Origin of the sequence: Vreelandella halophila (genome assembly GCF_019903425.1) — a bacterium.
GTDB lineage: Bacteria > Pseudomonadota > Gammaproteobacteria > Pseudomonadales > Oleiphilaceae > Halospina > Halospina halophila.
The window spans coordinates 2582843-2605401 of the sequence record NZ_JACHUZ010000013.1; the positions used below are offsets into that span (position 1 = coordinate 2582843).

23 protein-coding genes are annotated in these 22559 nt (G+C 63.9%); 7 read left to right on the plus strand and 16 right to left on the minus strand.

Annotation, left to right across the window (positions count from 1 at the left end):
* Window positions 1-9: 9 nt before the first annotated feature.
* Window positions 10-768, plus strand: a complete 759-nt coding sequence (locus H4I92_RS16300) for a CsiV family protein (protein WP_077531566.1) — start codon at window positions 10-12, stop codon at window positions 766-768.
* A gap of 17 nt (window positions 769-785) precedes the next feature.
* Here the strand turns inward: H4I92_RS16300 and H4I92_RS16305 are convergent, their stop codons facing one another.
* The 6 genes from H4I92_RS16305 to H4I92_RS16330 all read right to left on the minus strand — a co-directional run bounded on the left by H4I92_RS16305 (window position 786) and on the right by H4I92_RS16330 (window position 5955).
* Window positions 786-1538: an S-methyl-5'-thioinosine phosphorylase gene (locus H4I92_RS16305; RefSeq protein ID WP_077531567.1), complete on the minus strand. Its 753-nt coding sequence runs from the start codon at window positions 1536-1538 to the stop codon at window positions 786-788.
* Window positions 1525-2688, minus strand: a complete 1164-nt coding sequence (locus tag H4I92_RS16310; protein WP_077531568.1) for a mechanosensitive ion channel family protein — start codon at window positions 2686-2688, stop codon at window positions 1525-1527. Before H4I92_RS16310 ends, H4I92_RS16305 begins: the two co-directional genes overlap by 14 nt.
* The gene (gene nagZ, locus H4I92_RS16315) at window positions 2685-3710 is read right to left on the minus strand and encodes a beta-N-acetylhexosaminidase (RefSeq protein WP_245800952.1); all 1026 of its coding nucleotides are present in this window, start codon (window positions 3708-3710) and stop codon (window positions 2685-2687) included. The genes H4I92_RS16310 and nagZ overlap by 4 nt, the downstream gene beginning before the upstream one ends.
* A gap of 40 nt (window positions 3711-3750) precedes the next feature.
* Complete coding sequence (locus tag H4I92_RS16320) at window positions 3751-4275, minus strand: L,D-transpeptidase (protein ID WP_077531570.1); 525 nt, start codon at window positions 4273-4275, stop codon at window positions 3751-3753.
* Entirely contained in the window at window positions 4241-4915 is a 675-nt protein-coding gene (locus H4I92_RS16325; protein ID WP_077531571.1) for a TetR/AcrR family transcriptional regulator, read from the minus strand. Before H4I92_RS16325 ends, H4I92_RS16320 begins: the two co-directional genes overlap by 35 nt.
* A gap of 125 nt (window positions 4916-5040) precedes the next feature.
* The gene (locus H4I92_RS16330) at window positions 5041-5955 is read right to left on the minus strand and encodes a hypothetical protein (protein WP_077531572.1); all 915 of its coding nucleotides are present in this window, start codon (window positions 5953-5955) and stop codon (window positions 5041-5043) included.
* Between the two features lie 152 nt (window positions 5956-6107).
* Between H4I92_RS16330 and H4I92_RS16335 the strand changes: the two genes are divergently transcribed.
* Entirely contained in the window at window positions 6108-6530 is a 423-nt protein-coding gene (locus H4I92_RS16335; protein WP_077531573.1) for a CBS domain-containing protein, read from the plus strand.
* A gap of 16 nt (window positions 6531-6546) precedes the next feature.
* Window positions 6547-7170, plus strand: a complete 624-nt coding sequence (locus tag H4I92_RS16340) for a riboflavin synthase subunit alpha (protein ID WP_077531818.1) — start codon at window positions 6547-6549, stop codon at window positions 7168-7170.
* Window positions 7171-7187: 17 nt separating this feature from the next.
* Here H4I92_RS16340 and gcvT read toward each other — a convergent pair whose 3' ends face one another.
* Complete coding sequence (gene gcvT / locus H4I92_RS16345) at window positions 7188-8312, minus strand: glycine cleavage system aminomethyltransferase GcvT (RefSeq protein WP_077531574.1); 1125 nt, start codon at window positions 8310-8312, stop codon at window positions 7188-7190.
* A 107-nt stretch (window positions 8313-8419) separates the two neighbouring features.
* Window positions 8420-9055: a helix-turn-helix domain-containing protein gene (locus H4I92_RS16350; RefSeq protein WP_077531575.1), complete on the minus strand. Its 636-nt coding sequence runs from the start codon at window positions 9053-9055 to the stop codon at window positions 8420-8422.
* Between the two features lie 107 nt (window positions 9056-9162).
* On the opposite strand from H4I92_RS16350, the gene gcvH reads away from it, so the two are divergent.
* From gcvH to H4I92_RS16365, 3 genes are all read left to right on the plus strand, one after another.
* Window positions 9163-9555 (plus strand): glycine cleavage system protein GcvH, encoded by a 393-nt coding sequence (gene gcvH, locus H4I92_RS16355; RefSeq protein ID WP_077531576.1) that lies wholly within the window; start codon window positions 9163-9165, stop codon window positions 9553-9555.
* A gap of 16 nt (window positions 9556-9571) precedes the next feature.
* Window positions 9572-12448, plus strand: coding sequence for an aminomethyl-transferring glycine dehydrogenase (gcvP, locus tag H4I92_RS16360; RefSeq protein ID WP_077531577.1), 2877 nt, complete (start codon window positions 9572-9574; stop codon window positions 12446-12448).
* Window positions 12449-12568: 120 nt separating this feature from the next.
* Window positions 12569-12979, plus strand: a complete 411-nt coding sequence (locus tag H4I92_RS16365; protein ID WP_077531578.1) for a hypothetical protein — start codon at window positions 12569-12571, stop codon at window positions 12977-12979.
* 60 nt (window positions 12980-13039) lie between these two features.
* Here the strand turns inward: H4I92_RS16365 and msrA are convergent, their stop codons facing one another.
* The 4 genes from msrA to H4I92_RS16385 all read right to left on the minus strand — a co-directional run bounded on the left by msrA (window position 13040) and on the right by H4I92_RS16385 (window position 17553).
* The gene (gene msrA, locus H4I92_RS16370) at window positions 13040-13678 is read right to left on the minus strand and encodes a peptide-methionine (S)-S-oxide reductase MsrA (RefSeq protein ID WP_077531579.1); all 639 of its coding nucleotides are present in this window, start codon (window positions 13676-13678) and stop codon (window positions 13040-13042) included.
* Between the two features lie 132 nt (window positions 13679-13810).
* The gene (locus tag H4I92_RS16375; protein ID WP_077531580.1) at window positions 13811-15406 is read right to left on the minus strand and encodes an isocitrate lyase; all 1596 of its coding nucleotides are present in this window, start codon (window positions 15404-15406) and stop codon (window positions 13811-13813) included.
* Window positions 15407-15530: 124 nt separating this feature from the next.
* On the minus strand, window positions 15531-16571 hold the full coding sequence (locus tag H4I92_RS16380) for a class I SAM-dependent methyltransferase (protein ID WP_077531581.1): 1041 nt from the start codon (window positions 16569-16571) through the stop codon (window positions 15531-15533).
* Complete coding sequence (locus H4I92_RS16385; RefSeq protein ID WP_223073632.1) at window positions 16561-17553, minus strand: energy transducer TonB; 993 nt, start codon at window positions 17551-17553, stop codon at window positions 16561-16563. Before H4I92_RS16385 ends, H4I92_RS16380 begins: the two co-directional genes overlap by 11 nt.
* A 208-nt stretch (window positions 17554-17761) precedes the next feature.
* On the opposite strand from H4I92_RS16385, the gene H4I92_RS16390 reads away from it, so the two are divergent.
* Window positions 17762-18553, plus strand: a complete 792-nt coding sequence (locus H4I92_RS16390) for a pseudouridine synthase (RefSeq protein ID WP_218668241.1) — start codon at window positions 17762-17764, stop codon at window positions 18551-18553.
* On the opposite strand, the gene H4I92_RS16395 is transcribed toward H4I92_RS16390, so the two are convergent.
* From H4I92_RS16395 to H4I92_RS16410, 4 genes are read right to left on the minus strand one after another with little or no spacing between them, the layout of a single operon-like run.
* On the minus strand, window positions 18536-19639 hold the full coding sequence (locus H4I92_RS16395; protein WP_077531584.1) for a tRNA-queuosine alpha-mannosyltransferase domain-containing protein: 1104 nt from the start codon (window positions 19637-19639) through the stop codon (window positions 18536-18538). The two genes, H4I92_RS16390 and H4I92_RS16395, sit on opposite strands and share 18 nt — an antisense overlap.
* Entirely contained in the window at window positions 19629-20882 is a 1254-nt protein-coding gene (locus H4I92_RS16400; RefSeq protein ID WP_077531585.1) for a D-amino acid dehydrogenase, read from the minus strand. Before H4I92_RS16400 ends, H4I92_RS16395 begins: the two co-directional genes overlap by 11 nt.
* 6 nt (window positions 20883-20888) lie before the next feature.
* Window positions 20889-21587, minus strand: a complete 699-nt coding sequence (locus H4I92_RS16405) for a hypothetical protein (RefSeq protein WP_077531586.1) — start codon at window positions 21585-21587, stop codon at window positions 20889-20891.
* Window positions 21577-22494, minus strand: coding sequence for a LysR family transcriptional regulator (locus H4I92_RS16410; RefSeq protein ID WP_077531587.1), 918 nt, complete (start codon window positions 22492-22494; stop codon window positions 21577-21579). Before H4I92_RS16410 ends, H4I92_RS16405 begins: the two co-directional genes overlap by 11 nt.
* Window positions 22495-22559: the final 65 nt, after the last annotated feature.

Below are 22559 nucleotides of genomic sequence, written 5' to 3' on the forward strand. Positions count from 1 at the left end.
GAGACTGCCGTGCCGAGTCGCGGAACCCGCCGCATCCTGGTCAGCATGCTGCTGCTCTGCACCATTGCCATGCCAGCATCCGGGGCGGAGCTGTACCGGGTGGAGCTGCTGCTGTTCGAGCGTCTGCTGGGAGAACCCGAACAGCTGCCGGACCGCCATGACCCCGTTTCCCTGCCGGAAAGGGGCGTTCCACTTTGGGTGGACAGCCAATGGGCGCCGGAGCCCGGAAGCGCTGCCGGTGTCGACGCGGAATCCGACGCGCCCGTGGAGCGGACCCCTGAGATAGTGGCACTGCCCCTTGAAGAACTCCGGCTCAACAATATTGCCAGGGCACTGGAGAACGATTCCGGCTACCGGGTTCTGGCCTTCACCGGATGGCAGAACCCATTCCCGGACGGCTACCGTACCGTTCCCCTGGTCGTGGATATCGCGGCGGATGAGGCGGGTAAACAGCGGATCCAGGGCAGCCTTCAGATCGAGCGCCGGCGTTACCTGCATGTCCGAGCCTCGCTGAATGACACGCGCCTGAACGAACCCGCACTTGATGTGGCGCCCATTCCCCGCTTCCCGGTGGTCTCAGAGCTGATTCTGCCCCTGCCCCGCTACCTGGCGCCCGAAAGCCCGGCCTTCAGGGAGACGCTGACCCGGCTGACGGAAAACCGGCGCATGCGCAGCGAGGAGGTGCATTATCTGGACGCGCCCACCTTTGGCCTGGTGGTCTACTTCCATCCGATTGCTACAGAGGATGGAGACGAAGACGAGGGTTGATGGTCGGCGGGCGACGCTCAATCCGCCCGGAGACAGGCCTCCAGCACCTGCAGGACACGCCCGATGCCCGCATCCAGGTTCGAACGGATGTCGTCCATGGTGATGACCTCACGGGTCTTGCCTGCGGCCCAGTTCACCACCAGTGCCATGCAGGCATAATCCAGCTCCGCCTCCCTGGCCAGAACCGCCTCGGGCATCGCCGTCATACCCACAATATCCGCACCATCCTGCTCCAGGCGCCGGACCTCCGCGGCCGTCTCCAGCCTAGGCCCCTGGGTACAGGCGTAGACACCGCCGTCATGGGGTACCACACCCACCTCCGCCGCTGCCGCCCGCAGGGCATCCCGGATTGACTCGGAATACGGCCAGGTGAAGTCCACATGCACCGCGTGCTCCAGATTCTCCTCATGGAAGCTGGGCGCACGCCCCCAAGTGTAGTCAATGATCTGGTCCGGCAGCACCAGGCTGGCCGGGGTCATGGCCGGATGGATGGAGCCAACCGCGTTCACTGCGATGATCCGGTCCACTCCGACCTGCCGGAGCGCCTCGATATTGGCGCGATAGTTGACCCGGTGGGGCGGGATACGGTGTGGATCACCATGGCGAGCCAGAAAGACCACCTTCCGCCCGCCCAGGCGCCCGATGCGCAGAGGCGCCGAGGGCTCCCCCCAGAACGTCGTGGCTTTGAGGGTTTCATCAACGACCAGCGAATCAATGGCGGTCAGCCCCGTGCCGCCAATAATGCCCCATACCGGCTCACTGCTGCCCATTGGCTTGTCCACCTTCTGTCGCAGGCTGTTCGCCTTCCGCTGCCACGCCCTCGCCCAGAAAGGCCTGGGGCCCTCCCCCGGCGATGTGCAGGGTACGCGTCGGGAAGGCCACTTCCGCACCATGCCCGCGGATGATCCTGCTGATGCGGAGCATCACGTCCTGTTTCACGTTCTGGTACGCCACCCACTCGCGTGTGTGGGTAAAGGCATAGACCATGATATCCAGCGAAGAGGCATTGAACGCGGTGAAGTTGACGATCAGGAACTGGTTGGCATCGATATCCTCATGCTCCTCCAGCATGCTGCGGATATCGCTGACAATGGGATCGACCATGTCCACATCATCGTAGCGCACCCCGACCATCTCGTAGATCCGACGGTTCATCATCCGGGACGGATTCTCCACTGAGATGGTGGTGAAAATGGCGTTGGGAACATAGAGCGGCCGCAGCTCAAAGGTCCTGATACGGGTCACCCGCCAGCCGATGTGCTCCACCACGCCTTCAATGCTGGCATCGGGAGAGCGTATCCACTCGCCCACCTTGAAGGGTTTGTCCATGTAAACGACGGCCCCGCCGAAGAAATTCGCCAGCATGTCCTTGGCCGCGAAGCCGACAGCGATACCGCCAACGCCGCCGAAGGCCAGCACGCCGGAAATGCTGTAACCCAGGTTCTGGATGATGACCAGGGCGGCGATCACGAACACTGAGACGCGGGACAGCTTGCCAATGGCGGAAACCGTGGTGTAATCCATGGGCTCGGCAACACGGCTCGAGACCAGCAGCTCCTCGGTGCCCTGTATGAACCGCAGCAGTGCCCAGACCAGCAGCAGGATGAAACCGAACCTGAGCCCCAGCCCATTGAGGTTGAGCAGATCAAGCTCGTAGAAGCGCGCACCAGCTTCCGAGGCGGAATACAGGCCCAGAAGCCAGATGTACCAGTAAAGCGGGCGCCGTATGGCGTGGATCAGGACGTCATCCCAGAGATTACGGTTGTTCCGCAGCTTGTTTTCAATCGCCCGGATCACCCACCAGACGACAAACGCCACCACGAAGGTGGCCACCAGGATCACACCGACCCAGAGCAGCCCGCGCAATTCCGGCGTGACCCCCAGACCGGACAGCACACCATCAATCCTGGAAAGCGTCATGCGGGCGCCTCATCGAGCATCCGCAACAGCGCCGCGCGGGTGTCACGATACCGGGCGGTACTGCGGAAGGCGCCGCGTGGCCCCGGCAGCGGTTTGCCCCGCAGAGAAACCAACCCGGCAGAAGCGCGCGCTCCGGCCTCGCTCAGGCTCGCGGCCACGGCATCGGCCGCCTCAGGATCATTGCAGACCAGCAGCAGGTCACAGCCGGCATCAAGGGCCGCCCGAGCCCGTTCCGGCGGTTCGCCGGCCAGCGCCGCTCCCGTCATGGTGAGATCATCGCTGATCACGACACCACGGAATCCCACTTCTCGGGAAAGCACGTTTTTCAGCCAGAACGGGGAGAAACCGGCAGGCTGGTCATCCACACCGGGATAGACCACATGCGCCGGCATGACGGCATCAAGCGATTCCGCGAGCTCCCGGAAGGGCACCGCGTCGTGCTCCAGAATCTGCTCCAGGGTACGCGTGTCGCTGGGCAGCTCGTGGTGGGAGTCCGCCGCAATGGCCCCATGGCCGGGGAAGTGCTTGCCCACCGCCGCCATGCCGCCTTCATGCATACCCTCAATCCAGGCGCCGGCGAGTTCCGCCACCACCTGTGGATCGGAATGGAAACTGCGATCCCCGATGACACTGGAGACCCCGTGATCCAGATCCAGCACCGGCGCGAAGCTGAAATCCACATCCATGTCACGCAGCTCGGAGGCCATCAGCCAGCCGGCCGCATGGGCAATGGCACGGCCATTCTCCGGGTCACGCTCCCAGGTCAGGCCGAAACTGCGCATCGGTGGCAGGCGCGTAAGCCCGGACTGGAAGCGCTGTACCCGACCACCCTCTTGGTCCACGCCAATCAGTATGCGTGGCCGGATCTGGCGGATGGACTGCACCAGCGCCCGCAGCTGGGCCGGTGACTCATAGTTACGGGTAAACAGGATCACCCCGCCCACCGCCTCATGGGCAAGTCGTTCACGCTCAGGGGCACTGAGACGTGGCCCCTCGAGATCGATCATCAATGGTCCGCTCACCGGGCCTCCCTAAACGACACAAGAACAGCCCGGGCCGGCCTCACTGAACAAGGACAGGCGTGCCCGGGCGTACCCATTCCCAGAGCTGAAGAATGTCATCATTGCGCATCCGGATACAACCATGGGACAGCGGCTGCCCCATGGGCTCCGTATCCGGTGTGCCATGGATGTAAATGAACCGTCGCATGGTATCAACAGCGCCCCCGCGGTTATACCCGGGTTCCTCGCCACAAAGCCAGAGAATCCGCGTGAGTATCCAGTCACGCCCGGGATGCGCCTGATGGAGCTCCGGGCTCCAGACCTCTCCGGTGGGACGCCGGCCGCGGAAGACCGCGCCCCGGGGCTGGCCGGCGCCGATGCAGGAGCGAATGCGATGCCACCCCAGAGGCGTTCCACCGGAACCATCCTGCTGACCGGGCCCGGCAGCGGCCGTGGAAATGCGGTAGCAGAGCCATGGACCAGTGCGCCCGCTCAGAGTCATGACCTGACGGGCCAGGTCCAGCTCGATCCGCTCAACCGGATCAGCGCCGTCAGGCACCGCTGTCGGAATTCCCTGTGTTGCCATGGGCAACAGTATGCGCCTGCATCCCCGCGGCAAGGAAGGGAACGAGCTGGTCCACAATCTCCTCGTTGGGTGTCTCAACGCCCAGTTTGTTCCAGAGGATTTCAGTGAGCGCATCACTGCTGGAGAGGGTGAAGGCTGTGGCACCCAGCATGAACTGGTTGCGCCAGTAGCGTTCCACGGCGGACAGTTCCGGGGTAGCGTTTTTGAGGAGCCGCATGAAGCGGCCGAAAGTGTGGCTGTACTCGGCTTCCAGGAATCGGCGAAGGTGCCCCTGGGACTGGGTATAGGCGAGCCCCTGCAGGCGCATGTAGATGGCGATGCTGCGATCGTGCTGGCGCGGCATTTCCACCAGGGTGGCGGTGAGCACGCGGAGCACTGACTCCAGATCGGGGGGCTTCGGAGCCGTTTCCGCCTCCAGGCGATCAAAGGCCGCCTCCAGCGCAATACAGAAGGGAGTGAGGAAGCGTGCGAATACCGCCTGGATAAGCGACTTCTTGGAACCAAAGTGGTAATTGACCGCAGCTAGATTCACCCCGGCCTTACCCGTGATCATGCGGAGAGAGGTTTCGGAAAAGCCCCTTTCGGCGAACAGCTCTTCCGCCGCATCCAGAATCCTGTCAACTGTATCCGACTGCGCCATGGAATCCCGCTCAAACGTTTGACCAAACAATTGTTTGAAACATACGTTTGAGCCGGAAAGGTGTCAAGACGAACGGACGGGTTGCCTGCATCCACCGTAGCCGGAGCTGCCCCGGTGGTATCCTTTCACTCGCCATCTGCGGATTCAGGGGCCCCGGCGCCCGGATCCGACTCCGGCACAGGCACCAGGCTGGGATCGGTAGCCTGGGCAGCTGCATCCAGCGGCTCTACCTCTCCCTGATCCAGCATCTGCTCGTGGGTGCGCAGGTATTCCTCACGCAGACGGTTATAGGCCTTTTCCGCTTCCAGAGCAAAAATGAGATAGAGCTGAGCCTGCGCCCGGTTCCGGATGCTGTCCACCAGCTGACCTCTCTCGGAAAGGCTGTAGAGGCCGGTGTACCGGCTGCGACGCAGGGCCGGATTATACTCGGCCAGCGGGCGGCATGCAGCCGCCAGGCCTATGGGCCCCTCCAGGTGTTCAACATGTTTGCGGGCCCGGTGCAGCAGGCGCCGCCGTTTCAGCAATAGCTCCATATAGGAGGGGTGATGGGTAAAAACATGGCGCACGCCCGGCAGCCCCCAGAGCGCAACCAGCGCCAGGCCGCCAAAGGCCACCCCCCCGATTAACGCCGGCACCAGGTTACCCATGCCCGCCAGAACCACGGCGGCAAGTACGCTCACAAGCAGCAGCCAGCTGTCGCGCCGACGCCGCGCCAGATTCAGTTGGTGATGGTCTGGCCACCCTGGCATGGCAAGAGTATCGAAATCCAAAAGAAGCAGACGCTCACAGTCGTGCAGCAACCGGCGACGGCGTTGCTGGCGATTGCGCGACGCCTCTCGTGCCGCCTGGAGAGCTTCTTCGGTAGCTGCGTCTGGTGACGCCTCCTCACCGCTGGCCGTATCCCCATCCCCTTCGCCCCACGGGATCCCGGCATCCACCGACTGATTCCATTCGGGCGTTTCCGATTCAGGAACCGGCTCCAGTCTACCGCCAGGATGAACCCGCGGTTCCTCCGCCCGTTCAGGCTGATGCTGCGCCATCCCATTCTCCGCGTACCTGTACCCTCACTGGTTAACGGCTGATTCCGTCGGGTCTTGAATGCCAGTCCCATGTCCTAGCATGTATTGGCAGCGTAGCGTATTCTGATTCACCCTGAAGGCCGTGGAACAAACTTTTACAGAGGCAAGGCTCCATGACGACCACACCCAAGATCCTGGTACGCGACTACATGCGTTCACTGTCACTCTGGTTCTCTCCTTCTGACCCGATCGAAAAAGTGGCGGCCACACTGGTCAAGCAGGAAGAGCTGGGCGCGCCAGTTCTGGACGAGCACAAGCGCCTTGTCGGCTTTGTGACCGAGCAGGACTGCATCAAGGAGATGCTCAACGACTCCTATTACGCTCAGGAGCACCAGCTGGTGAGCGATGTGATGTCGCGGCGGACCGTTTCCGTTGGCCCAAATGAGGATGTGACCCATCTGGCCGAGGAAATGCTTGGCGCCAAGCCAAAGATCTACCCCGTGGTCGAGAACAGCCGGGTCATTGGGGTCATTACACGGGGTGATGTACTGCGGGCGCTGAGCCGGGTACGCAACAGTGGCCACGGCCACATCTGATCGGGCGGGGGGTGGCGTGTTTACAGGAATCGTTCAGGGCATAGCCGAGGTTGCGAGCGTCGAGCGTCTGGCCGGACTCCACCGAATCCGGCTGCGGTTTCCGGCAGACTTCATTGATGGCATTGCGATTGGCGCTTCAGTCTCCGTCAACGGCGCCTGCCTCACGGTCACCGAAGCCTGGCCTGACAGCGACCGGGCCGCATTTGATGTGATGATGGAAACCCTGAGGGTCACCACCCTGGGCGGACTCAAGGAAGGGGATCCGGTCAATGTCGAGCGTGCCGCCCGCATCGGCGATGAGATCGGGGGGCACCTGCTGTCAGGCCATGTTCACTGCATGGCCAGGGTCAGCGCAATTGAGGAGCCCGAAAATAACCGCCGGATCGCCTTTTCCGTTCCCCAGAAGTGGCGCCCTTACCTCATCAGCAAGGGCTACATCGCGGTGGATGGAGCCAGCCTCACCATTGCCGAGCTGACCGGCGACGGCTTTGCCGTCTACCTTATTCCGGAGACACTCAGGGCGACGCGTTTCGGGACGCTCGGTGAAGGCGACCACGTGGACATTGAAATCGACCACCAGACCCAGACCATCATCGATACCCTTAACCGCCTGGACCTGGTGCCCCGCAGGGCCGACTGACCCCGCCGCCAGCCTTTCTAGCGCTGGTAACCGGGGCGCAGGAAGGGCATCGCCGAGACCGTCATGCTGCGGCGCTTACCCCGCACATCCGCCTCAACGGTGGTGCCCTTCTCTGCCAGATCCGCACGCACATACCCCATCGCAATGGGCGCGCCCACGCTCGCGGCAAAGTTGCCACTGGTTACTTCCCCGATGGGCTCCTCGCCACCCTCGGCATAGAGAACCGCGCCTTCGCGCACCGGCGCCTTGCCCTCGGCTACCAAGCCAACGCGCTTGCGTTCGAGCGACCCTTCGCGCATCTGGGCAAGGACCCGCTGGGCGCCGGGGAACCCCCCTTCGCGCTCACCACCGAGCCGGCGTGGCTTGCCGATGGCCCATCCGAGGGAGGCTTCGACCGGGGTGGTGCGAGTGGTGATGTCATGGCCGTAAAGGCAGAGCCCGGCCTCAAGACGCAGTGAATCGCGGGCGCCCAGCCCCACCGGCTCCACATTCTCGTCCTCGAGCAGGCGGCGGACCAGGGTTTCCGCGACGTCGGAAGGCACGGAAATCTCGTAACCATCCTCGCCGGTGTAGCCGCTGCGGGAAATGATCGCGGGGCTGTCGAGCAGCGTCATGGGGCGGTTGTCCATGAATTTCATCTCCCGCACTTCCGGCTGCAGTTTCGCCAGTGCCTCCTCGGCTTTCGGACCCTGAAGGGCGATCAGCGCCCTGTCGGCCATCTCGGTCAGCGTAATGGAGGCCGGCAGGCCGGCGCGCAGGTGGGCAATGTCCTCGGCCTTGCAGGCCGCGTTGACCACCAGGTAGAAGCCTTCCTCATGGCGGCTGATCATCAGGTCGTCCAGGACGCCCCCGTTCTCGTTGGTGAACAGGCCGTAACGCTGCCGGTTCACGCCCAGCCCGACCAGGTCGGCCGGCACCATGGCTTCCAGCGCCTCGGCAATGCCCTCGCCGCTGAGCCAGACCTGCCCCATGTGCGAGACATCAAAAAGCCCCGCCGCTTCCCGGGTGTGCAGGTGCTCCTGCTTGATCCCGGTCGGGTACTGTACCGGCATGCTGTACCCGGCGAAGGGCACCATTCGCGCGCCCAGTTCCTCGTGAAGGGCCGTCAGCGGGGTTGTGAGCATTGCCTGATCATTCGCCATGAGCCTGTCTCTCCTGTTCCTGTTTCCTGATTTTCTGTTTTGCCTGTTCCGGCTTGAACGGATGATACCCATGGTGCCGCATTTCCGATCGGAAACAAAGTTTCCCGTCAGGCGGTAACCCAGAGCACTTCCGCGTCCTCTTCGCTCGTGGAAACCAGCATGTGGCCCATGGTGCAGTCGTAGTAGGCGCTGTCCCCGGCCTCCAGGCGGACCGGCTCGTAGAACTCGGTGTAGAACAGGATGGCGCCGCTGAGCACGTACAGGAACTCTTCGCCGTCGTGACGGATCCACTCCGGGAAATCCTCAAACGCCCGCGCACGTACCCTTGTTGTAAAGGGCACCATTTTCTTGTGGCTCAGGTCCGTGGCCAGCAGCTCGTGCTCGTAGGTGGCCGTCGGATGCGGCCGGCCCTCGCCCCGGCGCGTGATGTCCCGCCGGCCGGAGGGCTGGGCGCTGTTGCTGGGCTCGGTGAACAGCTGGGGCAGGTCGATCCCCAGCCCCGTCACAAGCTTGTTCACGACCGAGAAGGTGGGGGAGATCTGCTCGTTCTCGATCTTGGACAGTGTGGAACGCGCCAGCCCCGTCAGCTTGCTGGCCTCCTCCAGGGTCAGGTTCTGGCCCAGGCGCAGGGAGCGGACCCGCTCGCCCAGGCGCAACGGCTGCAGCGTGGCTTCGGTCTCGCCGTGCTGGACCTGGAGGGTTTCATGGAGCGGTTCACGCATGTTGTCGCTGTCCTGGGGCATGATTCGCGTGTTTCCTATAGGAAATTTACGTTGTTTGTGGGAAAATCCGTTGTTAATCTAACACACACAAAACCACAACCCCATGACCCCCGCAGGAGGATGGAGCGATGACAGCGACGCCTGAGGAACTTCTCTACACCCCAAGCCACGAATGGATCCGTGACAACGGCGACGGCACCGTGACCATGGGCATCACCGACCACGCCCAGGATCAGCTCGGCGATGTTGTCTTCGTGGAACTGCCCGAAGCCGACCAGAGCTTTGCCAAGGGCGATGAACTCGCGGTTGTGGAATCCGTCAAGTCGGCCTCCGACATCTACTCCCCCATCAGCGGCACCGTCGAGAGCGTCAACGAAGCCCTCGAAGATGCCCCCGAGACAGTGAACGAACACTGCTACGGGGACGGCTGGATGGTCCGCATCAAGCTGGACAACCCGGACGAACTCTCCGAACTCCTCACGGCCGAGCGCTATCAGGAGCTCGTCGCCGACGAAGCCTGACCCAGGAGGTATCCCCATGAATGCGAAGTCTTCCCTGGCCGAAGCAACACTGGCCCAGCTGAACGACCGGCCCTTCAGCGACCGGCACATTGGCCCCGACGCCGATGATCAGTCGGCCATGCTGGCCACCCTGGGGCTGTCCTCCGTGAATGAACTGGTTGACCAGATCATTCCGGGGTCCATTCGCATGCCCGCGGAACTGGCCATGGAGCCCGGTCGCGCCGAACACGAGGCGCTGGCCGAGCTGCGTGACATGGCCCGGCGCAACCAGGTGTTCCGCTCCTACATCGGTCAGGGTTACTACCCGACTCGCATTCCCGCGGTCATCAAGCGCAACGTCCTCGAGAACCCGGCCTGGTATACGGCCTATACGCCCTACCAGCCGGAGATCTCCCAGGGCCGGATGGAATCACTGGTCAACTTCCAGCAGATGGTGATGGATCTCACCGGCCTGGACCTGGCCAACGCCTCGCTGCTCGACGAAGCCACGGCGGCGGCGGAAGCCATGGCCCTGTGCCGGCGCGCCAACCGCAAGAACAAGAGCAACGTCTTCTTCGCCTCCGAAGACCTGCACCCGCAGACCCTGGATGTGCTGCGCACGCGTGCCGACTACATGGGCATTGAGCTGGTCATCGCCCCCGCTGACTCGATCGGGGAACACCAGCCCTTTGGTGCCGCCTTCCAGTACCCGGCCACCGACGGCAGTATCCCGGACCTCGATAAGCTGGTGAAAACAGCCAATGATCAGGGCGCCATGACTGCCGTGGCCTCCGATCTTCTCGCGCTGATGATGCTCCGCTCGCCGGGCGAGCTGGGGGCCGACATGGTCTTCGGCTCCGCCCAGCGCTTCGGTGTGCCCATGGGCTATGGCGGCCCGCACGCCGCCTTCTTCGCCACCCGGGACAACCTCAAGCGCCAGGTTCCCGGCCGGATCATCGGCGTCTCGAAGGACAACCGCGACCAACCCGCCTTCCGCATGGCGATGCAGACCCGCGAGCAGCACATCCGCCGCGAGAAGGCCACCTCCAACATCTGTACCGCCCAGGCCCTGCTGGCGAACCTGGCGGCCTTCTATGCCGTCTACCACGGGCCGGAAGGGCTGCGGAACCAGGCCGAGCGCGTGCACCGCCTGACGGCCATTCTCGCGAAGGGCCTGCGTGCCGGTGGCGTGACCCCGCAGGAGCGCTACTTCGACACCCTGAGCTTCCAGGCGGACGACAGCGTCCACGAACGTGCCCACGCCGAGGGCTGCAACCTGCGCGCCCTGGGTGACGGCCGTACCGGCATCAGCCTGGATGAAACCACCACGGAAGAAGACGTTGAACGCCTGCTGCGCATCGTCCTGGGCGACAACCATGGCCAGTCCGTGGCAACCCTGGACGGGAACATCACCAACGGCGCTGAAACCGGCATTACCGATGCCATGCGCCGTCGCGACGCGGTTCTCACCCACCCGGTGTTCAACCGGTACCACAGTGAAACCGAGCTGCTGCGCTACATCCGGCGCCTCGAGAACCGGGACTTCTCGCTGGTCCACGGCATGATTCCGCTGGGTTCCTGCACCATGAAGCTCAACGCGGCTGCGCAGATGGAACCGGTCACCTGGCCGGAGTTCGCGGAGATTCACCCGTTTGCACCCCGGGAACAGACCCAGGGCTACCAGCAGATGCTTGAGCAGCTGGACGAACAGCTGCGCGAGATCACGGGCTACGAAGCCTTTTCCCTGCAGCCGAACTCCGGCGCCCAGGGCGAATACGCCGGCCTGCTGGCCATCCGCCGCTATCAGGAGGCCCAGGGCGAGAGCCATCGTGACGTCTGCCTGATCCCGGCCTCGGCGCACGGCACCAACCCTGCCTCTGCGGCCATGATGGGCATGAAAGTGGTCATCGTGGACTGTGACGACGAAGGCAACGTGGATCTTGAGGACCTGCGCGCCAAGGCGGAGAAGGCCGGTGACCAGCTCTCCGCCTGCATGATCACCTACCCCTCCACCCACGGGGTCTACGAGGAAGGCGGTCCCGAGATCTGCCGCATCGTGCATGAGCATGGTGGCCAGGTATACATGGACGGCGCCAACCTCAACGCCCAGGTGGGCCTGGTGCAGCCGACGCTGGTGGGCTCCGACGTGTCCCACCTCAACCTGCACAAGACCTTCGCCATCCCGCACGGCGGTGGTGGCCCGGGCATGGGCCCCATTGGTGTCCGCGAACACCTGGCCCCCTATCTACCCGGCCACAATGAAAGCGGCGCCGCTGAAGGCGCGGTGGCGTCCACGCCCTTCGGCTCGGCGGGCATCCTGCCGATCACCTGGATGTACAACCGCCTGCTTGGCCGCGACGGCCTGCGTCACAGCACGGAAGTGGCCATCCTGGGCGCCAACTACATCGCCAACAGCCTGAAGAACGACTACGACGTGCTCTACAAGGGGCGTCATGACCGGGTGGCCCACGAGTGCATCCTCGACCTTCGCCCGCTCAAGGAATGGTCCGGTATCACCGAGGAGGACGTGGCCAAGCGCCTGATGGACTATGGCTTCCATGCGCCCACCATGTCCTTCCCGGTTCCGGGCACCCTGATGATCGAGCCCACCGAGTCGGAATCCCGCGAGGAGCTCGACCGCTTCATCGAGGCCATGCAGGGCATCCGCAAGGAAATGGACCGGGTCGTCAGCGGCGAATGGCCGGCGGACAACAACCCGCTGGTGAAGGCTCCCCATACCCAGAGCGATCTGGTGGACGAATGGGATCGCCCCTACAGCCGTGAGCTCGGGGTCTTCCCCTCCCAGTCCGTGCGCGACGGCAAGTTCTGGCCCACCGTCAACCGTGTGGACAACGTCTACGGGGATCGGAACCTGATCTGCAGCTGTCCGAGCCCGGAAGCCTACCGGGACTAGAGTCTTTACTCGGATTAGGGTGATTATTCTAATTTTTCACCCTAATCTGACGATAGAACTCAAGGGCAGCAATGGAGGTGATCCATGGCTGAGAAGTCCCCAGACAGTCGGAGTACAACCATGAGCGATCTGACACGCAGGATTCAGGAACAGACCAGCCAGCAATGGCAGAAGGCCAACCAGGAACTGCAGCGTGTGCTCAGGGATCTCGGCGCGCGGGATGCGGGAAATGAGTCCTTCCAGGAAATGGTCCGGGACATCCGTGAGAAGAACCCCTCCTTCCGGGAGTTCATGTTCAGCCTGGACGCGGCCACCTACGACACGCGCAAGCGCCTGTCATGGAACGCGCACATGACGTCCGCCTATCTCATGAACCGGGTGGAAGCCTCCTACACCAACGATCTCAAGCCGCTGGTGGCCAACTACCGCCAGCAGGCCGGCGAACGGCTGACCGCCCTGAAGCAGCAGCTTCGCAGCATGCGCCAGCGCTTCCAGTCTGCCGCTTCCGACAGCGCCGACACGCAGGAGTAACCCCCTGCCTGAAGCACACAGGTATACCCCTCCTCCCCGTGCCCTGGCGCACGGGGTTTTTTATGCGTAACGCACACCCGTACCCGCCAACCCGCAGTAACCGCCCGGATTCTTGTGCAGGTACTGCTGGTGCCAGTCCTCCGCATAATAGAAGGTCACGCCCTGCGCCAGCTCGGTGGTGATAGGCCCCTGGCCGGCCGCATCCAGGGCCTTCTGATAGGCCTCCATTGAGGCCTGCGCAATCCCAAGGCTGTCTTCATCCGGAAGATAGAGCGCGGAGCGGTACTGGGTTCCCACATCATTACCCTGACGCATCCCCTGGGTGGGATCATGGGACTCCCAGAAGACCTGAAGGAGCGTTTCCAGCGACATCACCGCCGGGTCATAAATGACCCTGACCGCTTCCGTATGGCCTGTGCGCGCCGTACACACCTCCTCATAGGTGGGATTGGGGGTGTAACCACCGGCATAGCCCACCGCCGTTGTATACACGCCCTCCAGCTGCCAGAAGCACTGCTCCGCGCCCCAGAAACAGCCCATGCCCACAACCAGTTCCCGGCAGTGATCCGGGAATGGCGGGATCAGGGAGGTTCCCAGCACCGCGTGGCGGTTGCTGACCGGCATTTCCGAGGAACGCCCCGGCAACGCCTCTTCCGGCGTTACCATCCGCATCTTTTCCCTGCTGAACAGGTGCCACATCTCCGGACCTCCCAGGATTCAGTAATACCCCAAGAATAACGGACAGCTGCCCACAAAAAACCCCCTGCCGGAATCCGACAGGGGGTTCTGTATCGGCGCGGCCCCGTGGGGCCGCAAGCACCGGAACCGGTTTTAAAACTGGTTCATGGTGTTGTCTTTACCACCGGCCTTCAGGGCAGCTTCGCCCGCGAAGTATTCCTTGTGGTCGTCACCGATGTTGGAGCCAGCCATGTCCTGGTGCTTGACGCACGCCAGACCCTTGCGGATCTCCTGGCGCTGGACGTCACGCACGTAGGCCAGCATGCCTTCCTCACCGAAGTAGCCCTTGGCCAGGTTGTCCGTGGACAGGGCCGCGGTGTGATAGGTCGGCAGCGTGATGAGGTGATGGAAGATGCCCGCGTGCTTGGAACCATCCTTCTGGAAGTTCTGGGTCCAGCGGTCGGCTTCCGCAGCAAGTTCGGAGTCGTCGTACTTGCTGTTCATCAGATCGGCGCGGTCGTACTGGGAAACGTCCTTGCCTTCTTCCTTCCAGGCATCGAACACCTGCTGGCGGAAGTTCAGGGTCCAGTTGAAGGACGGGCTGTTGTTGTAGACCAGCTTGGCGTCCGGCACTTCTTCCTTGATGCGGTTGACCATGCCCGCGATCTGGCCGACGTGGGGCTTTTCGGTCTCGATCCACAGCAGGTCGGCGCCGTTCTTCAGGCTGGTGATGCAGTCCAGAACCACGCGGTCTTCGCCGGTGCCTTCCTGGAACTCGTACAGGCCATTGGGCAGGCGCATCGGCTTGTGCAGCTCGCCCTTCTTCTTGATGACCATGTCACCTTCCTGAACGTCTTCCGCAGACTTGACCGGCTCGGTCTTCAGGAAACCGGTGTAGGTAGCCGCCAGATCGCCAGGCTCCTGGGAAACCGGGATCTTGTGGGTCAGGCCCGCGCCCAGGGAGTCGGTACGCGCAACGATGACACCGTCTTCAACACCCAGCTCGAGGAACGCATAGCGAACCGCGTTAATCTTGGCGATGAAGTCTTCGTGGGGGCAGGTTACCTTGCCAGCCTGGTGACCGCACTGCTTGGCGTCGGAGACCTGGTTCTCGATCTGGATGGCGCAGGCGCCCGCCTCGATCATCTTCTTGGACAGCAGGTAGGTCGCTTCCTCGTTACCGAAACCGGCGTCGATGTCGGCGATGATCGGAACAACGTGGGTCTCAAAGTTGTCGATCTTGTCGATCAGCTCCTGGACCTTCTTGTCGTCGCCGGCTTCACGCGCCGCGTCCAGGTCGTGGAACAGGTGGTTGAGTTCACGTGCGTCCGCCTGCTTGAGGAAGGTGTAGAGCTCCTCGATCAGGGACGGAACCGCCGTCTTCTCGTGCATGGACTGGTCGGGCAGCGGACCGAACTCGGAACGCATGGCCGCAACCATCCACCCGGACAGATACAGGTAGCTGCGCTTGGTGGTGCCGTGATGGCGCTTGACGGCCATCATCTTCTGCTGGCCGATGAACCCGTGCCAGCAACCCAGCGACTGGGTGTACTTGCTGTGGTCCTTGTCGTACTCGGCCATGTCCTCGCGCATGATCTTCGCGGTGTAACGCGCGATATCCAGGCCGGTCTGGAACCGGTTCTGGGCGCGCATGCGGGCCACATACTCAGGGGTGATGTGGTCCCATTTGCCGCCCTGCGACTTGCGCAGTGCAGCTGCTTCTTCAATGTCCTTCATGTAGTTCGACATGATTCACCTATGATTACGGGAGTGGAACAACACGATTGGTCGGCGGCTCCCCTGTTTCGAGGAGTCGTACCTCGAGCGCCGGAGTATTCTATCCGGATTCACATCATAATTAAAATCAATGCAATCAATTCCCACCATTTTTCCCATGAATGCTGCGAGTCACTGAATAGACCCGGAACCGACCGTCATCCGACAGTGTGCGGACCGGGCCGATAAACCGGGCCATGGGATCCTGGTACGGCAGGAAGGCATTGGCGACCAGCCTGAGCTCAGCACCCGGTTCCAGAAAACGCGGCAACTCACGGAACCACTGGTTGACCGGATCCAGGTCCTTCTTCTGGCCCTGATGGAAGGGCGGGTTACAGAAGATACTGGCGTAACGCGCCGGGATACTGGCAAGACCGTCAGAAGCGACAACAGTCACTCCTTCCAGGCCCTCAAAGGAAGCCCGGGCACAACGCAGGGCCTGCCAGTGCACGTCGGCCAGTGTCACCGCCAGCCCCGGCCAGTAATGGCGCAGCCAGGCGGCGATCACGCCGTTGCCGCAGGCCAGATCCAGGACCGGCCCGGGCGGCTCTGCCGTTACCGTTGCCAGCAACTGGCGGGTTCCCTCATCCAGCCGTCCCTCACTGAACAGGCCCGGGAGGCTGTAGAGTTCGAGATCGGCGTCCGGTGCTTCCAGGTGGACCGAGTCGAGCCAGTCCCCGACACGGAATGGTGCTGCCGGAACCTCCGGCGTCGCACACCAGAGCTGGCAGTGGCGGGCGCTGTCAATCCTGAAGGCAGCCGGGAAGCGTTCCCGGAACTGACGGCTGCCACGTGCAATGCCCTCGCGCTTCGCCCCCACCAGCCAGAGTTCGCCGCCTCTGGCCAGCCGGGCAGCTGCCCAGGCCATGCGCATCGTCAACTCGGAACGCGCCTTGGGCATAAGGATCACGACGGTGTCGAAAGCCTCTGGCGTTTCCGGGTCGTCATAGCCGAAAAGCCGGCCTCCGTCAGCTCCGCCACCCTGCCGGTACACACCGTAGTGAGTGGTCAGCGCGTGCACCCGGCACTGCGGCCAGTGGGGCATGGGACCATCATGGCCAACAAGGCAGACCCGCTCCCCAAGCCGATCCAGGGAACGCTCCAGAAGGCTGAGCGCCGGGCTGGCTTCAGTCGTCATTGTTCAAGGGTTCTCCCGAATAGGTGAATCGGAGATTCTGGTAATAGCGGCGCACAATGGCGGGCGAATCCGGCACACGATACCGCCCCACGGACCGCACCGCACGCAGCGCGCTGGCATCCAGACCGCTGTGGCCGCTGGGCAGATGCACGCGGGAGGTCTCAAGATAGCCCTGGGCGTCCACGGAGAAACGGATTTCGCCACGATGACGCGGCTCCGCGCCCTCGGGCTGCTCCCACCGGGCCATGATCTGGCGCTTCATCCGGGCCAGATACTCGTTGGCCATGCGGATGCGGCGCTCCTCGATCTCGCTGACCATGGACTCGCCGCGGATGGCGTCCATCTCTCCCTCATCCAGCGCTTCCATGCCCGTATCGGCACCGATTTCAGGTCCCTTTCCGGACTCCGGCGCCGTTTCCGGCTCCTGCTCTTCCCGCCCAAGGGACATACTGGCACTGTCCGGATCCGGCTCGCTCCGGGCTTCCCCCTGGATGGCCGCATCCGGGCTGGGCGCCCCACTCTCCGGCTCCCGCTGCTCACCCGCCCCCTCCTGGCTGTCTTCCGTGGATTCCGGACGGCTGGGCGTCTCGGAGGTTTCGGGGCTGGGTGCATCCCCGGGGGCCTGGGGGTCTTCCGGCGCCGCGGCGGGCTCCTCCTCAGCCTCGGGCGCATCCATGCTGGTGCCATCCAGATCCGTCACCTCATCCGTATCCCGGGGCATATGCTGTTCGTCCGGTTCCAGCTCTTTTTCAGGCTCCGGTTCCGGCTCAGGCGGTTCCGGGGGCTCGGATTCCTCCGGCTCCTGCTCTGGCTCGGGCTCCGGTTGTGGAAAGGCAACGCGTATATCCCGCTGCAGGGGGTCCACCTCCGGCACGCGGGGCAGAATGGGAGGGAGAAGGCTGACAACCAGCAGGTGCAGCGCCAGGCTGAGCCCGAGAACAAGCCACCAGAGCCGGCGGGGCATGGACGTCCTGTTTCCCATGGCACCCCTCGGTCAGCAGACGGGCATGGCGGCGGATCCCAAGCCGGAGCGGTGCGGCTTCCGACCGACGCTCCCGCCTGTGATATCCTCTCCGCCCTTCAGACGCCGCGCCGGGTGCACAGCGCAATACCCGCCACCACCCGTGGCGGGGCCTGCACACTGCGGCACGGGCCGATTGATTTCAGTGATTGTCCGGGAGCCCTGATCCATGGCAACGATGATAACCGGTGAGCATCAGGAGAGCGAACCACTCAGGATCCTCTACCAGGACGATCACCTGGTGGCGATGCACAAACCCTCGGGCATGCTGGTGCACCCCACAAAGGTGGATCGCCACGAACAGCGCATCGCCCTGCCCCTGCTGCGCGACCAGATCGGGCAGCACCTGTACCCGGTGCACCGGCTGGACAAGCCCACCTCCGGCGTTCTGGTGTTCGCGCTGGACCCGGACACCGCACGTGAACTGGCCAATGCCTTCCAGGCCCACCAGGTGCGTAAGGACTACCTGGCAGTGGTGCGCGGCTGGCCGCCACTGGGCGGCATCATCGACCAGCCACTGGCCCCGCGCGACCCGGACAGCCGCAAGCGCAAACGCCGCAAGGCCCCCCAGTCGGCCATGACCCTCTATCACCGCCTGGACTGCACCTCCATTCCGATCTCCGTGGACGGGCGTTACACCCATACCCGCTACAGCCTGGTCCGTCTGCGCCCGATCACGGGCCGCCGCCACCAGCTGCGACGCCACCTCAAGAGCCGCAACCACCCGCTGATCGGGGATGTGAACTACGGCAAGGGCATCCATAACCGCTTTTTCCGGGAGAATTACGGCCTGAACCGGCTGATGCTGTGCGCGGTAAGTCTGTCGTTCGAGCATCCAGTAACCGGCGAGCCGCTTCAGATCCGGACCACGCCAGACGGGGATTTCAACAGCGTGGCCGAGGCCGTGGGCCTGAACCTGGGGGATTGGGCCGGGGCAGCTGCCTCAGCTCCCGAGCAGTGACCCGAAGACCTGCCGGTATTCCGTAATCACACGGCTCAGGCGGTAGCGCTCCGGCACCAGGGTTTCCAGCCCAAGGCGCGGACCCGCCAGAACGGCGATGAGCCACTGCGCCGCCGCCTCCCCTTCACGCTCGGGCTCCGTCTCGTAGGAGGGGTAACGGAGCTCCGCCGGCACATACTCGGGATAGGCGAGGCGGTCCGGCACAATGGGGACACAGCCGGCCGCCATGGCCTCCTGCACCGCCAGCCCCTGGAAGTCATGCAGCGCGGTGGACAGCACCATGTCCGCCTCGCCCAGAAGCCGGTCATAGGCGTCCCTGCTCTCCATATAGCCCAGGTTGACCAGCTCCCCGGCGAACTCCTCCTGGATCCCGGCAAAGGCTTCCGGCGCCTGGCGGAAGCCCTCGCCCACCAGGCTCAGACGGAAGGCCTGCCCACGCCGACGCAGGGCCCGGAGCAGCGCGAGCAGCCGGTCCGGGCCCTTGTCGTACTCCCAGCGGTGATTCCAGACCATATGGGGAACCGCCGGCCAGTCCCGCCGCAACGCCGTGAACCGCTCATCCGGCACAGGCACCGGCACCACCTGAGAACGCGCCTCGATGGTGGTCACGGCGGTTTGCGGTTTGCGGTCCGGCATGCGCCTGAGCAGCTCGCCAGCGCCTTCCAGAAAGCTCTGCCGGTTCCATTCGCTGTTGAACAGCACGCGATCGGCGGCCAGCGCCGTGTACAGGTTCACCACCTTAGGCTCGTTACTGGCCACCCGTTGTCGCTGTTCCGGATAGGCAAACTGGTTCTCGTGGAAATAGGCCACGGTGGGCGCAGCTGCGATCCCGCGATTCAGGCCACGCACCACCGCCAGGTCCACCATGCTGGTGGCCAGTACCAGATCCGGCGCCTGCTGCAGTTCCGGGGCGTCATACCAGCTCAAGGGGTTGCCACGGATGCGCCATCGGAAATGGCGAGCCGGCAGCGTCAGGGCCTGCCAGTCGAACTCCGGCAGGCCGTGCGCCAACCGCTCACGCCACTGGCGATGGCTGGCCGCCTCATAGGCGGAGAGGCACAGCAGTCGTGGCCGTTCAGCGTCCATGGTAATCCAGCCCCGAGCGCCCTGCTTCCCCTGCGACCCGGTCCCTCAGAAGGGCCGCCGAGCCACAGGCATTGGTCCAGCCAAGGGTCCCGTGGCCGGTATTCAGGTAGAGCCCCTGCCAGGGCGTGGTGCCGACAAAGGGCACGCTTGAGGGCGTGGTGGGCCGCAGCCCCGCCCAGAAGCGGGCCTGGTTCCAGTGCCCGGCATCCGGGAAGCAGTGGGCCACCCGGTCCAGGATCTGGCGGCAGCGTGCCGGGTCAATGTCCTGGCGCCAGCCGTCGATCTCCGCCATCCCGGCCACACGCAGCTCATCCCCCAGGCGGGAATAGACCAGCTTGTACTCATCGTCGATGAGGCTGACGGTATAGGCACGCTCCGGATCCCGCACCGGCACCGTCACGGAATAGCCGCGCGCCGGGTACACCGGCAGGTTAAGGCCCAGGGGCCGCAGCAGCGGTGCGGAGAAGCTGCCCAGCGCCACCACCACCGCATCCGCGGCCAGGCTGGTGAAGGCCCCGGCCTGGTTGAGCCGCACCCCCGTTACCGTCCTGCCCCTGGTCTCCAGGCCCATCACATGGGTATCGAACAGAAAACGCACGCCTTGCGCCTCTGCCATCGCCGCCAGTTCGGTGGTGAAAACATGGGCATCGCCGGACTCATCCCCGGGCGTCCAGGTGGCCCCCTCCAGCTCCGGCCGCACCTGTGCAAGCGCGCGCTCCCTGGCCACCGCCTCCGCAACGTCGATGACCTCGCGCTCGCAACCCAGGGCACGCATGCGGGCCGCGGGTTCATGGGCGCCGGCGTAGACGTTCTGATTGGTATAGAAATGGAGAATGCCTTCCCGCCGCTGGTGGTATGCGATACCGGTACGCTCACGCAGATCCGCCAGACAGGCCCGGCTGTGCAGGCCAAGACGCACTACCGTCTCAAGGTTGCGCACGTAACGGCGGCTGCGGCATTCATTGAGGAAACGCAGCCCCCAGGCCCACTGGTGAGGGTCCAGGCGCGGCCGGAAGCGCAGGGGCGCATCCGGGCGGAAGAGCCAGCGCAGGAGCTGGGCGGGGGCGCCGGGGCTGGCCCAGGGCTCGGCGTGGGAAACCGAGATCTGGCCCCCATTGGCAAAGCTTGTCTCCTCGGCCGGGCCGCCCCGGCGCTCGACCACGGTCACATCATGCCCAGCCTCGCGCAGGTACCAGGCCGTGGTGGTGCCGATCACGCCGGCGCCCAGGACCGCCACATGCATCCGCCGCTACTCCAGATTGAGGGTGCGCGGCAGTGTAACCGCCAGTCCGGCCCGCCACCAGAGTATGGCCACTCCAATCCCGTGTACGTTGAGCAGCACGATCAGGATCCAGTCGAAGGCATACTTAATGGGGTCATAGTTGAATCCTGGAATGGACTGAAGCACCAGCGACAGGATCGCGATCCCAAGCGTGACGGCGCTCAGCGTCAGCAACCGCGCCCCACCCCGCTGCAGCAGCGGATAGCGCGAACGCCACAGGACACTGCCCAGAAGGATCTGGACAATGCCTGTTACCCCCACGTAGCCGGCCGTGCCGATGCGCCGAGCCAGCTCAAAAGCGCCCCCGGAATGACCCAGGCTCAGCACATAGGGCAGCAGGAAGGCGGCCGCCAGCGCCCCGAGCCAGCCCACGGCCTTGCCACGCGGGTAGCCCAGCGCCTTCAGCCAGTGGTGATTGATGGCCCAGAACAGAACCTGGAGCGTGATCGCCGGGATCATTGCCCCCTTGAAGATGAAATAGGCGAGGCCGTTGCGCCCGGTGGCGCTGATGGAGGTACAGGCATCCCAGTACGGAATGCACCAGGGCACATGGCCATGCCATGCGGAAAGCAGGTAGGTGGTGTGGAACGTCAGTATCGGCAGCAGTGCGGTGATGAATCCCAGCCAGGCAAGCCGAATCTCCCGACTCTGCAGTTCATGCGTCATCGGGCGCCTCCATGGTTCCAGTGAGGCCGGTGGTCTCACGGCACAGTTTCAGCCACTGATCCACGCCGGCGCTGCGGTACTTCTGGCGATGCAGGATGAAATAGAACGAGCGGGCCAGATCCCGGTGAGGCACGGGAAGCGGGATCAGGTCTCCACGCTCGAAGGCATCCCTCAGGGCCACCTCGGACAGGCAGCCCACGCCCATACCGGTACCCACGGCGCGCTTGATGGCCTCGGTGTGCTGCAGTTCCAGCAGCACGTTGAGATCCGGCAGCAGCCCGTGCATGGCCCGATCAAAGGTCTGGCGCGTTCCGGAGCCGCCCTCGCGCAGGATCCAGGTGGCTGCCAAAAGGTCTTCGTCGGTCAGCGCCTCACGCCCGGCCATCGGGTGGTCCGGGGCGCAGAACACCGTCAGCCGATCGCCACGCCAGGGGATTACCTCCAGCTCCGGGGAATGGATTTCTCCCTCAATAAGGCCCACATCCAGTTCAAAATCGGCCACCTTGCGCCCGATGGTGCGGGTGTTGGCGATCTCCAGCGAGACATTCGCGCCCTCGTTTTCACTCATGAATCGTGCCATAATCGGCACCGCCATATAGTTGCCGATGGTCAGCGTGGCACCCACCTTGACGTGCCCCACCTCGGCATGACGCGCCAGCGCATGTTCCAGCTCCTGGGCTTCATCGAGCAGCGCGGCGACTCTCGGGCGTACCAGCCGGCCCAGCTCATTGAGCTGCAGGCGCTTGCCCATGCGGTCGAAAAGCTGAACGCTGAACTGGTTCTCGAGATCACGCAGCGCACCGCTTGCAGCCGACTGGGACATGGCCAGCTCATCGGCCGCGCGGGTTATGTTTTCATTTCGGGCCGTGGCCAGGAACACCTCAAGCTGGCGCAGCGTGTACTTCATAATCGATTGTTCCGATAGAACATAGCCTGATAATCCATTCAACCAATACATACGTTAAACACTGG

Bases quoted from the DNA above. Each gene is read 5' to 3' on its own strand.
- gcvT (WP_077531574.1), bottom strand. From the start codon at position 8,312: ATGGCGAATGATCAGGCAATGCTCACAACCCCGCTGACGGCCCTTCAC.
- H4I92_RS16305 (WP_077531567.1), bottom strand. From the start codon at position 1,538: ATGGGCAGCAGTGAGCCGGTATGGGGCATTATTGGCGGCACGGGGCTG.
- H4I92_RS16335 (WP_077531573.1), top strand. From the start codon at position 6,108: ATGACGACCACACCCAAGATCCTGGTACGCGACTACATGCGTTCACTG.
- H4I92_RS16390 (WP_218668241.1), top strand. From the start codon at position 17,762: ATGGCAACGATGATAACCGGTGAGCATCAGGAGAGCGAACCACTCAGG.
- H4I92_RS16320 (WP_077531570.1), bottom strand. From the start codon at position 4,275: ATGGCAACACAGGGAATTCCGACAGCGGTGCCTGACGGCGCTGATCCG.
- H4I92_RS16380 (WP_077531581.1), bottom strand. From the start codon at position 16,571: ATGACGACTGAAGCCAGCCCGGCGCTCAGCCTTCTGGAGCGTTCCCTG.
- H4I92_RS16375 (WP_077531580.1), bottom strand. From the start codon at position 15,406: ATGTCGAACTACATGAAGGACATTGAAGAAGCAGCTGCACTGCGCAAG.
- gcvP (WP_077531577.1), top strand. From the start codon at position 9,572: ATGAATGCGAAGTCTTCCCTGGCCGAAGCAACACTGGCCCAGCTGAAC.
- H4I92_RS16395 (WP_077531584.1), bottom strand. From the start codon at position 19,639: ATGGACGCTGAACGGCCACGACTGCTGTGCCTCTCCGCCTATGAGGCG.
- H4I92_RS16385 (WP_223073632.1), bottom strand. From the start codon at position 17,553: ATGGGAAACAGGACGTCCATGCCCCGCCGGCTCTGGTGGCTTGTTCTC.
- H4I92_RS16310 (WP_077531568.1), bottom strand. From the start codon at position 2,688: ATGACGCTTTCCAGGATTGATGGTGTGCTGTCCGGTCTGGGGGTCACG.
- H4I92_RS16405 (WP_077531586.1), bottom strand. From the start codon at position 21,587: ATGACGCATGAACTGCAGAGTCGGGAGATTCGGCTTGCCTGGCTGGGA.
- gcvH (WP_077531576.1), top strand. From the start codon at position 9,163: ATGACAGCGACGCCTGAGGAACTTCTCTACACCCCAAGCCACGAATGG.
- H4I92_RS16400 (WP_077531585.1), bottom strand. From the start codon at position 20,882: ATGCATGTGGCGGTCCTGGGCGCCGGCGTGATCGGCACCACCACGGCC.
- H4I92_RS16410 (WP_077531587.1), bottom strand. From the start codon at position 22,494: ATGAAGTACACGCTGCGCCAGCTTGAGGTGTTCCTGGCCACGGCCCGA.
- msrA (WP_077531579.1), bottom strand. From the start codon at position 13,678: ATGTGGCACCTGTTCAGCAGGGAAAAGATGCGGATGGTAACGCCGGAA.
- H4I92_RS16325 (WP_077531571.1), bottom strand. From the start codon at position 4,915: ATGGCGCAGTCGGATACAGTTGACAGGATTCTGGATGCGGCGGAAGAG.
- H4I92_RS16365 (WP_077531578.1), top strand. From the start codon at position 12,569: ATGAGCGATCTGACACGCAGGATTCAGGAACAGACCAGCCAGCAATGG.
- H4I92_RS16330 (WP_077531572.1), bottom strand. From the start codon at position 5,955: ATGGCGCAGCATCAGCCTGAACGGGCGGAGGAACCGCGGGTTCATCCT.
- H4I92_RS16350 (WP_077531575.1), bottom strand. From the start codon at position 9,055: ATGCCCCAGGACAGCGACAACATGCGTGAACCGCTCCATGAAACCCTC.